At 69.8% G+C, this 10,584-nt stretch carries 9 protein-coding genes; all 9 read left to right on the top strand.

Annotated features, from left to right (window positions below; translation table 11 throughout):
* Positions 1-2 precede the first annotated feature (2 nt).
* Positions 3-884: an aminoglycoside phosphotransferase family protein gene (locus ACFVX9_RS14620; RefSeq protein WP_387981874.1), complete on the top strand. Its 882-nt coding sequence runs from the start codon at positions 3-5 to the stop codon at positions 882-884.
* Entirely contained in the window at positions 881-1,591 is a 711-nt protein-coding gene (locus ACFVX9_RS14625; RefSeq protein ID WP_387981875.1) for a histidine phosphatase family protein, read from the top strand. The genes ACFVX9_RS14620 and ACFVX9_RS14625 overlap by 4 nt, the downstream gene beginning before the upstream one ends.
* Positions 1,584-2,876 (top strand): serine--tRNA ligase, encoded by a 1,293-nt coding sequence (gene serS / locus ACFVX9_RS14630; RefSeq protein ID WP_387981876.1) that lies wholly within the window; start codon positions 1,584-1,586, stop codon positions 2,874-2,876. Before ACFVX9_RS14625 ends, serS begins: the two co-directional genes overlap by 8 nt.
* Positions 2,877-3,899, top strand: a complete 1,023-nt coding sequence (locus ACFVX9_RS14635; RefSeq protein WP_387981878.1) for a glycosyltransferase — start codon at positions 2,877-2,879, stop codon at positions 3,897-3,899.
* Positions 3,893-4,942 (top strand): hypothetical protein, encoded by a 1,050-nt coding sequence (locus ACFVX9_RS14640; RefSeq protein ID WP_387981880.1) that lies wholly within the window; start codon positions 3,893-3,895, stop codon positions 4,940-4,942. The genes ACFVX9_RS14635 and ACFVX9_RS14640 overlap by 7 nt, the downstream gene beginning before the upstream one ends.
* 439 nt (positions 4,943-5,381) lie before the next feature.
* Positions 5,382-6,206 (top strand): hypothetical protein, encoded by an 825-nt coding sequence (locus tag ACFVX9_RS14645; protein WP_387981882.1) that lies wholly within the window; start codon positions 5,382-5,384, stop codon positions 6,204-6,206.
* Between the two features lie 628 nt (positions 6,207-6,834).
* On the top strand, positions 6,835-7,461 hold the full coding sequence (locus tag ACFVX9_RS14650; protein ID WP_363368347.1) for a response regulator transcription factor: 627 nt from the start codon (positions 6,835-6,837) through the stop codon (positions 7,459-7,461).
* A gap of 376 nt (positions 7,462-7,837) precedes the next feature.
* On the top strand, positions 7,838-8,659 hold the full coding sequence (locus ACFVX9_RS14655) for an ABC transporter ATP-binding protein (protein WP_079135747.1): 822 nt from the start codon (positions 7,838-7,840) through the stop codon (positions 8,657-8,659).
* Positions 8,660-8,664: 5 nt separating this feature from the next.
* The coding region (locus ACFVX9_RS14660) for an ABC transporter permease (RefSeq protein WP_387981883.1) at positions 8,665-10,584 on the top strand (1,920 nt) is incomplete at its 3' end.

The following is a 10,584-nucleotide window of genomic DNA, read 5'->3' on the forward strand; positions in this document are numbered from 1 at the left end:
GGGTGAGCAGCTGGCTCGCTGGCGCCCCGGAGCTCTTCAACGAAGCCTCGCTCCGTTGGCAATTGAACCTTGAGCGCTACCACGATGCCGGCCACGCCTCGCTGTTGATGGTGGCCCGCGAGCGAAGCAGCGGGCACGAGGTCCTGTTGAAGGCATGGCCCGAGCGAAGCCGCTACCGCAATGAGACGATCACACTGGGGATCTGGGAAGCCGGGCCGGCCGTCAGGGTGCTCGCGCGCGCGGACGACCTCGGCGTCGCCGCCCTGGAGATGGTGGCGGCTGTGCCCGGCGGATCCGCCGGACCGGAGAAGCGCGAGTACGAGGCAGTGGCCACCGCTCTGCGGGAACTGCACCGACTCGGCCGAGGTGCGAACACCACGGCCGCAGCACTTCCCAGCCTCCACGACTTCCTCGAATGCGAGCTGGTCCCGCGAGTGCACCGCCGCTTGGCGCAGCGTCCTCAGCCGGCGGTTGACTGGGCGAGGCTCGGCGAGAGCCTGGTCACCGGACTGCATCCGGACACGGCGCGGGCAGCGGTGCTCCACGCGGACGTCTACAGGGAGAACGTCCTCTTCGACGACCAACGGAAGCCGGTCCTGGCGGACCCCCTGCCGATGGTCGGCGACGAGATCTTCGACTGGGCGTTCTGGACTGTCTACTACGACCTGGGCACGGGCACCCGGGACCGCTTCGAGATCGCCGTCACCACCGCCGGCCTCGATCCGCGACGGCTGCGGCACTGGAGCCTCACGCTCTGCGTGGACGGCCTCCTCTACTACCGCGAACTGGGTGACACCCGCGCCTCCGTGATGGAACGGGTGATCGCGGGGCTGGCCGGCGATCTCGATCTCACCTCGGCGCCGGAAAGGAGTAGCAAGGCGTGACCACCTACCTGCTGCGCCATGCGAGTACCCGCTACAGCACGGCTCACCGCGTCAACGGCGACCCGATTGTCGATCTTCCACTGGATCCGGCGGGGCGCGTCGCCTGCCGGACCGGTAACGGCGTGACTGTTGCCGTTCAGCCGGCTGCCTGGCTCACCTCGGCGTTCGCCCGGACGGGTGAGACAGCCCGCCTGTTGATGGGCGATGTCGACCAGCCGGTCAGGGTCGAACCCGCACTCAACGAAGTCGACTACGGGCGGTTCGAAGGCGGCCCCTTCACGGAGTACGCGCGCTGGCTGGTCGCCGCCGGACCGTGGGAGCGCCCGCCCGACGCCGCCGAGTCCCAGCGTGGAGCCATCCGCAGAATGCTGGCCGGCCTCCGGAGCGTGCTCAAGCTGCCCTCGCCGCGGGTGGTCGTCGCGCACGGGCTGTTGGCTTCCACACTGCGGTGGCGGAGACAGACCTCGCGCGATGACCCGGGTCGTGCCATGCCGATCTTCTTCGACGAGGTGCCCTGCCTGTACCTGGTCAGGATCGAGGATGACGAACTCCGGGACCTCATCGCGGCGTTGCTCGAGGACCTGGAAGCGGAGGAGAGGGAGATCGCGGCAGCGGGCGGATGGTCTTCGCGGCCAGAAGACCTGTGCGTGCTTGCTACCTTCGATGGACCATCCGTCCAGCTGGAGGAGACGAACTCCGATGCATGATCCCCGCGCCCTCATCGAGATGGGTTCCGAGGCGGTCCGCCGCCTCGCCCGCCGCGGCTACACCCTGGATCTCTCTGCGTTGGAGTCTCTTCAGTCCCGTCGATCCCAGCTGATCATCCGCGTGGACGAGTTGAGGGCCGAGTCGAAGCGGATCGCTCAGGAAGTCCAGCAGGCGGCCCGCCAGGGCGGCGACACCGAGGCGTTGAAGGACCGGGCCCGCGAACTCAAGGAAGAGATCCGCTCGGCCGAGACGGAGCAGGAGCAGGTGCAGCAGGAGCTGCGAGACTTCCTGCTGACCGTCCCCAACCTGCCGCTCGACAGCACCCCCGAGGGCGACTCGGACGAGCACGCCGTCGAGGTTCGGCGGGTCGGCGCGCCGCCGTCCTTCTCCTTCGAGCCGAAGGACCACGTGGACCTCGGCGAGGCCCTCGGCATCCTCGACTTTGCCCGTGCCAGCAAGCTCTCCGGCTCCCGGTTCAGCGTCTCGCGCGGCGCCGGCGCCGGCATCGAGCGCGCCCTGGCCACGCTCTTCCTTGACCTGCACACCAAGCGGCACGGCTACGTCGAGCACGCGGTTCCGTACCTCGTGACCCGGCAGACCATGACCGGGACCGGCCAGCTCCCGAAGTTCGAAGAGGACCTCTTCGCCACCGGCATGGGTGACCGTGAACTCTTCCTGATCCCCACTGCGGAGGTCCCGCTCACCAACCTCTACGCGGACGAGATCATCCCGCCGGCCGAACTCCCCCTGGCCCTCACCGCGTACACCCCGTGCTTCCGTTCGGAGGCCGGCTCGTACGGCCGTGACACCCGCGGCATCCTGCGCCAACACCAGTTCTCCAAGGTCGAGATGGTCCGGATCTGCGACCCCGAGGACTCGCAGGCCGAGCTGGAGAAGATGGTCAGCCACGCCGAAGCCTGCCTCAAGGAGCTTGGGCTGGCCTACCGGGTCGTCCAGCTCGCTGCCGGTGACCTCGGCTTCTCCGCCCAGGTCACCTACGACATCGAGGTCTGGCTGCCCAGCCAGCAGACCTACCGCGAGATCTCCTCCGTCTCGGACTGCGGCACCTTCCAGGCCCGCCGCGCCGGCATCCGCACCCGGGACGAGCACGGCAAGACCAGGCCTGTCGCCACCCTCAACGGCTCCGGACTGCCCATCGGCCGCACCCTGGCCGCCCTGCTCGAACAGTGCCAGCAGCAGGACGGCTCCGTCGTCCTGCCCGAGGCACTGGTGCCCTACCTCGGATTCCGCCGGATCTCGGCGGACGGAACAACGGAGGCATAAGTGTTAGTCGGCATCTGCGACTTCCCCAGCAGCTACACCTTCCCGCCCGTCGGCTATGGCGGGATCGAACGCTGGCTCTGGGCAGTGGCGGAAGGCGCCCGAGCGGCAGGTGCCGACGTACACCTCCTCGGCCCCGGCTGGAGGACCGACCTCGGAGCGGACTGGGCTCTGCGTCGGGTCCGCCTTGAGGACCGCCAGCCGGGCACCCGAACGACGCGCGAGCTGCGTGCGGCCGGATACGACCTGCTCGTTGTCGGGCATGAGTACCCGTCCCACCCGCAGTGGCGGCAGGTCTGGGACGAGCTCGACTGCGACGTCGCGACCTTCCAGCACTCGCCGGTGTTCCAGCATGCGGTGGACGCGTTCGACGGCCGACGCTCCAGGCTCTACTGCTACTCGCCGGAGATGGCGGCGCTCTACGCGATGCACGCGCCGGTTCTGGAACACGCCGTCCACCTCGGCGTCGGTGAGGCAGAGCCAGCGGCCGTTCCTGGCCGCGACCTGCTCTGGCTCGGCCGCATCGACGAGGAGAAGGCACCCCACCTGGCAGTTCGAGCCGCCGAGTTGCTCGGCCGACGGATCAGCATCGTCGGCCCTGTGTTCGACACTGCGTACCTGCGCAGGCACCAGGCACTCTTCTCGACCGACCACGTCACCTGGGTCGGCGAGCTGGGCGGCGCCGTCAAGACCGCCGTCTTCTCCAACGCCGCCGCATTCGTCTACACCTGCTCCCGGACCTACGTGGAGGCCGGCGCCGCAGTGTTCGGTGAATCGCTGCGGGCCGGCACCCCGGTCGCGGCGCTCTGCTGGCGGGAAGGTACCTGCGCCGAAGTGGCGATCTGCGACGCCACCGGAGCCGCCGCGTACGCCGACCCGGACAGCGATGACGAGGCGGCCGCCCGCGTCCTTGCCGTGGCGATAGAACAGGCCCTGATGCTGGACGCGCCCGCTGTCCAGGAGATCGGGTTCCAGCGCTTCGATCCGGCAAGGCACTTCCGCGCTCTGGCGGCCGAGCCATGCTGACGGTTGACATACCGTCGAGGCAGACTGGCCTCCTGGGCGGCAACCGCCTCGGGCTCAGCCCGAAGTGGGAGATCACCCAAAGCCCCGACGGGCGGTTCGAAATCCGCCACCGCGACCGAGGAACGCCGTACCGGCCAACGACTCGACCCCACTCCTGGGCAGGCCTGCTGGACAGGCTGGAGCACAGCTTCCGCGCGGCAGGCGTGCCACGAGCCAGGCCACTGCCGACGAGGTGGGGCCGGGACACAGAGCTGACGATCTCCGCCGTCCAGGCGCTCGACCCTCTCCTCAAGGGCGGCGAGCCGTACGTCCTTCGCCGCGGCTACCTTCCTCAGCCCGTCGTGAGGATGACCGGCGAGAGGCACGCCACCGGCGGCCTCCGGGACGGCTTCCTCACCTCTTTCGTCAACGTCTCGCGCATCGAACCCGTCGCGCGGGAGGCCGAGTTCGCGGACATCCTCGACCACTGGCTCACCACGCTCTCCGACATCGGCCTCCACGCCAGGCACATCACCATCCACGGGCGTGACGCCGTGTGGCAGCGCCGAGAAGTCTGTGGCCTCACAGTGCACTTCCGGCACCTGGACCTCCCCATCGGCGACATCGTCCTGCTCTGGAACGCTGCGGATCCCAGCTGCATGGCGGTGGACCTCGGCTCAGGACTCGAACGCCTGGCCTGGGCGCGCACCCGCCTCTCTTGGCGGGATCTGGTCTTCGGTTCCTTCGCCACGGTAGACGTGGCTCCCGACGTGCTCGACGCCATCCGAACTGCGACCCTCCTCGTCGGGAACGGTATTGCCCCGGCGCCCCGAGGGGCCGGCGGCGTCCTCCGTCGTGTCCTCGCCGCCGTCCCGGCCAACGCCGCACCGCTCGGAGTCAGCTCCCTGGTCCGGGCGAGCCACAGCTACTGGAGTCTCACCTCACAGGTGGCCGTGCCATGGCCGGAGGCCGCGTCCGTCATAGAGCGCGAGATGTACCGTCGCGGCCCTGCCTCAACCGCATCTCTTCCAACACCTCGGTCGAGTTGGAGTGACGGAACGTGAGACCTCGACGTGACCGAAACCCGCCTGCTGAGTTCCGGCTCCGTTTCGTCTGGACGACCGGGTTCTGTTTCAAGTGGGAGGATGTCACCCGGGTCGCCGAGATGAGTACGCTCACCGTCGAAGGGGAGACCGTCACACCTGCGGCGCGCCATCTCTGCGCCTGGCGATAGGAGAGGCAGCACCACCATGCCCGCCAAGCCCAACATCGCGAGTGAACCGGCACCCGTGAGCAGTGTCGAACCTTCAGGCGACCCCGACGTACCCGAGGCTGTTGCCCATATCGAATGGCGAAATACCGGGTAGCGTGCGATTGCGAGGGCCTGGGCGTGCTAGTGCCCGCCCCATCCCAGATGAGGTTGCCGAGATCGTCGGTTACCTGCAGGAGGTCCTGCGCTACTGCGTTCCCGATCGAGCTGGACACGGGTGGGCCAGGATGTGCATGTACCGGGCCAGCGACGCGATGGACGCCATCGGGCACCTGGCCGGCCTGATCGCCGCGCAGTTGGAGGGTGAAGGGGGAGAGCGAAGGGCGATCCAGCGCATGCTCCGGGCTGATCAGGAGTGCCTTCGTACGGCGGTAGCGGTTCCGCTGGCAGGGGAACGGGGCGCGGGCCACAACCTGAGGTTGATGCCTGAGTGGCTCCACCTGCGTGTGCAGGGGTCAGTGACCTGTGTGGTGCTCAGGCTCTATGTGGTGCTTCGTCACTGTAGTGATGAGCCGGACCGGAAGTGGCCGGCCCGATGCCTGTTCGCGTTGTCGGAGGCCATGGATGAGCTGGGCCGGCTCATCAGCACGATTGCCGCGCTCCACGCGAACGTCATGGACCAGGAAACGTTGGGGCGCTATCAGCACCTGTTCCAGCAACGGTCCCGGACCGAGTTGCCCGGCGAGGATGACAGAGCACGGCTCGCCGGACTGTTGGGCCTGCCGTACGAAAACCCCGGTTCTGTTTGGTACTTCAGTGGCCGGACGATGGCCGCACGCCCGGCCGGGTCCAGCTGGAACGGCGTGCCCGAGGCGATGGTGGCGATGGCGCTGGTGACGCTGGGCGACGCCTTTCACGGTCAGCCGTGGGAGGGACCAGACGGTAGTCCGCGGGAATATGTACGGGCCGCAGCGTTGACTTGTCTTCACGGGCTGACGGCCGCCAGCTGGGACGATGAGTATCCGCCGGTGTACTGGCTGCCCGAGGACGAGCGGCGCTCCGCGTTGGCGGTGGCTGCTGTTTTGGCCAGCCGGACCCGCAACGATCGGCGGCGCTGATGCGACGATCGTGCGAATTTGCTGCGAGTGCCGATGCACTAGGGGAACTGTCTGTGAGTACAAGGTGGGGTGCGCTAGCCGTCCTGCTGTTTCTGGGGGCGGCGGTGATCCTGCTTGCCATCGGCCTGATCGCGGTCTGTCGGGCTGACCGGAAGGACATTCCTGCGGTGTTGAAGGCGCTGGCGGGTTGGTTCCCCTGGGGACAGCGGAACCGGTCCCAATGACAGCCCATCACCTGCGGTCGTGCCAGTTTTGTCAGGAGTCGCCTGGGTGCAGATGGCGGGAGGCCCCGAGACAAGAGGACAGCCAGCTTCGACGCGGTCGGTGATCGTGTCGTCGACGTTGATGACGTGCGGTCTCCAAGTTGACTGATGGGACCATGTGTCGTGCCAGAACGGGTGGTGGACGGCGGACAGCAGTGGTCTGCGTCGGGTGTCCGAAGGGCTGGTCGCGCCGGTATCGGTGTAGGTCAGGTGTTCGCGGGGGCGGCCGTAGTTCGATCGGTTTCGCACTGTTGTTTCCGCCGCGCGCGGTAACGCATGGTGGATCAATCGGATACGGGCTGCCCGCAGCCCTGTTGTCTCATGGAGCCGCGCGGGTAGCGGTTGCCTGGCAGGGGAGGACGCAGATGATCAGGGTTCTGTTAGCCGAGGACATGACCATGGTGCGCAGCGCGCTGATGGCACTCCTCGCGTACGAGGACGACCTGGAGGTCGTCGCGGACGTCGAGCGTGGTGACCTGGTGGTGCCGACGGCCCTGCGGGTCCGGCCGGACGTGGCGGTGCTCGACATCGACATGCCCGGTCTGGACGGGCTCCGGGCCGCGGCCGAGTTGCACGAGAAGCTCCCGACGTGCGGGACGCTCATCCTGACCGGGCTGGCGAGACCCGCGCATCTGCGCAGTGCGATGTCCGTTCACGTGCTCGGGTTCCTCGGCAAGGACGCCCCGGCACAGGAACTGGCTGCGGCGATCAGGAAGGTGGCGGCCGGCGAGCGCGCCATCGACCCGGAGCTGGCCCTCGCCGCCCTGGGGGCGCGTGAGAACCCGCTGACGCCCAGGGAGCTCGACACCCTGCGCCTGGCCGCGGAAGGTGCCTCCGTCTCGGAGATCGCCGCCCGGCTGTTCATTTCGGCGGGAACCGCCCGCAACCACCTGGCCGCCGCGGTGACCAAGGCGGGGGGACGCAGCCGGGTGGATGCCATTCGGATCGCCGAGGAGATGGGATGGCTGTCCGCCGGTCCTCGCCCCTCATAGGGCCCCGGCGCCGGCGGGTCGCTGCCAGTGGCCCGGACGCAGGGATCGGACCATCGGAAGTCCGGGAGTCCGGAAAGCTGGACCGGAAGCTTTGTTGGTCAAATTCCGGAGGCTCGCATTTGATTATTTCGAATAAGTGCGGTCCTGGCATCCGGACAGCCTTTTGGCTGCCGGGTAATCCATGAAATGCCCTATGCGATTCGCATGGATGTGTCCATGGGTTGTCCACGTCCAGACCCTCCCGGGCGGGCAGCCCGACAGGCTTGGTAGCCGGTTGACCTGGGGAGGAGTGCCTCCGGGGCCGCCGTCCGGGCGCTGTCCGGACGCCGTCGGAGGTCCCGGGCGGGCAATGTGGATCTGGCTAAGCTTGCGGTAAATGAGGGCAGGGCGCCACATCGAGGAGGGGATTCCCGTTTTCTCTCGGACTGCGGATTCCAGCGATCCGGAACAGGCCCATTCCACTTCGGAGCCGGACCTGGCGGTGCGGCTCGACGGGGTGAGCAAGGTGTACGGGCGCGGAGCGGGGGCCGTGCACGCCCTGCGCGAGGTGTCGATGGAATTCCGCCGAGGCGGGTTCACCGCGGTGATGGGGCCCTCGGGGTCCGGGAAGAGCACGTTCCTGCACTGCGCCGCCGGGCTCGACCGCCCGACCTCCGGGCAGGTCCGGCTGGCCGGCCTGGAGCTGGGGGCGCTCGGCGACACCGAGCTGACCGTCCTGCGCCGGCAGCGGATCGGCTTCGTCTTCCAGTCCTTCAACCTCCTGCCCTCCCTGACGGTCGAGCAGAACGTCACGCTGCCGTTGCGACTGGCCCGGCGCCGGGCGGACCGGGCCTGGCTGGGGGAGATCCTCGACCGGACCGGCCTCGCCGACCGGGTGCGGCACCTGCCCACCCAGCTGTCGGGCGGTCAGCAGCAGCGGGTGGCGATCGCCCGGGCCCTGGTCACGCGACCCGAGGTCGTCTTCGCGGACGAGCCCACGGGCGCCCTGGACAGCACCACCGGTACGGAGGTCCTGCGACTGCTGCGGCACGTCGTCGACGGACTGGGGCAGACCGTGATCATGGTGACGCACGACCCGGTCGCCGCCTCCTACGCGGACCAGGTGTTCTTCCTGGCGGACGGCTCCTTCGCCGAGGCACTCGCCAACCCCTCGCCCGAACAGGTCGCGGACCGGATGACCCACCTGGGAAGGCGCTGAACGGCATGCTCCTACTGGCCTGGCAGACGGTGCGCGCCCGCAAGGCGGGCTTCGCGGGTGCTTTCGCCGCACTGTCGTTCGCCCTCGTCCTGACCGCCGCGTGCGGCGTCCTGCTGGAGTCCGCCCTGCGTGCGGGCACCCCCACCGAACGCTATGCGGCGGCCCCGGTCGTGATCGGCGGCTCGACCCGGATGGCCGACGTCGATCCGCTGATCGGAAAGCTGGCCGCACTGCCCGGCGCCGGGACCGTCGCCCCGGAGGTCTCCTTCCCCACCGCCGTGATCACCGGATCGGGGCAGGTCCTCTCCGGCCCGCAGGGCGGGGCGTCCCTCGGGCACTCCTGGACCAGCGCCGTCCTCGCCCCCTTCCACCTGACCTCCGGTCACCCGCCGGCCGGCCCCGACGAGGTGGTCCTCGACGAGGCGACGGCCGCACGCGGCGGGCTCCGGCCCGGCGACCCCGTGCGGGTGGCCACCACCACCGCCCCCCGCGCCTACACGGTGTCCGGACTGGCCTCACCCCCACGGGAGTTGGCCCGCCAGAGCGCCCTCTTCTTCAGCCCCGACCAGGCGGCCCGGCTCGCGGGCACCACCAAGGGCGCGGACGCGATCGGCATCACGGCACGGGACGGGGCCGACCCGCAGGCGCTGGCCGCGCAGGCCGAACAGGTCCTCGCCACGGCCTTCCCGGCCACCGGGGCGGAGCTCTGGTCCGGGCCCGAGGTGAGCACCGGCGACCAGCGGGGCGAGCGGGAGTTCTCGGGCGCACCCGGGCCCGGGGACGGCCTGGCCTCGCTCGCCGGGACCGTCGGCATCCTGTCCTTGTTCATCTCGGTGTTCGTGGTGGCGGGAGCGCTCGCGCTCACCGTCCAGCAACGCCTGCGGGAGATGGCCCTGCTGCGAGCGGTGGGCGCCACGTCGGGACAGGTGCGGCGGATGATCGCGATGGAGACGCTGGTCCTGACCCTCGGCGCCGCACTGGTCGGATGCCCGGTCGGGGTCGGCGTCGCCTCGCTGCTCCGCGGCGTACTCGTCGACCGCGGTGTGGTCCGCTCCGACGTCCCGCTCCACGTCGGGCCCACCGCACTGCTGACCGTCGTCGGCGGGGTCGTCGTCACCGCGCAACTCGCCGTGTGGGCCTCCGCGCGCCGGGCGTCCCGGGTCGAACCGACCCGGGCTCTGCGCGAGTCCTCTGCGCCCGCGCCGCGGATCGGCTGGGTGCGGACGGTGCTCGGGGCCGGGACGCTCGCCGTGTGCGCCGTGGTGCTGTCGTCCTCCACGGGCAGCCGGAGCGGGGCCGGCACGGCCGAGAGCATGGTCCTGCTGCTCCTCCTGGGGGTGGCGCTGCTCGGACCGGTGGTCGGGCGGGTCGCCAGTGTGGTGATCGGTGGACCAGTGGGCAGGCTCTTCCCCGTGGCGGGGTTCCTCGCGTCCGCGGCCCTGCGTGCCCAGCCCCGCCGCTTCGCCGCCGCCGTCACCCCGCTGGTGCTGGCGGTGGCCTTCACCAGCACGGTGCTGTTCGTCCCCGGCGTCAAGGCCCAGGCCGCCGCGGCCGAGGACGGTCGAAGGCTGCGGGCCGACCACGTGGTCCAGGCCGACGGTGTCGGGCTCCCCCCGGACTTCGTCGCCGCGGCCCGCCAACTGCCCGGTGTCACAGCGGTCAGCGGGGTCGTCCCCGCCACGACCATGGTGTCCAACGCGTCGCCCGGCACCGCCGGCTCGCGGGGAGTCAGCGCCAAGGTGGTCGATTCCGCCGAGCTGTCCGAACTGCTCGATCCCGGGGTCACCGCGGGCTCGCTGGCCCAACTGCGCGGGGACGGCGTCGCGCTGGGGCAGCGCTCGGCCTCCGGACTCGGCGCCGGCGTCGGCACCAAGCTCCGGATCGGCTGGATGGACGGCAGCGAGAGCACCGCCACGGTGGTCGCC

This window comes from Kitasatospora sp. NPDC058243 (assembly GCF_042882025.1).
Lineage (GTDB): Bacteria > Actinomycetota > Actinomycetes > Streptomycetales > Streptomycetaceae > Kitasatospora.

Bases quoted from the DNA above. Each gene is read 5' to 3' on its own strand.
- serS (WP_387981876.1), top strand. From the start codon at position 1,584: ATGCATGATCCCCGCGCCCTCATCGAGATGGGTTCCGAGGCGGTCCGC.
- ACFVX9_RS14640 (WP_387981880.1), top strand. From the start codon at position 3,893: ATGCTGACGGTTGACATACCGTCGAGGCAGACTGGCCTCCTGGGCGGC.
- ACFVX9_RS14645 (WP_387981882.1), top strand. From the start codon at position 5,382: ATGTACCGGGCCAGCGACGCGATGGACGCCATCGGGCACCTGGCCGGC.
- ACFVX9_RS14650 (WP_363368347.1), top strand. From the start codon at position 6,835: ATGATCAGGGTTCTGTTAGCCGAGGACATGACCATGGTGCGCAGCGCG.
- ACFVX9_RS14655 (WP_079135747.1), top strand. From the start codon at position 7,838: ATGAGGGCAGGGCGCCACATCGAGGAGGGGATTCCCGTTTTCTCTCGG.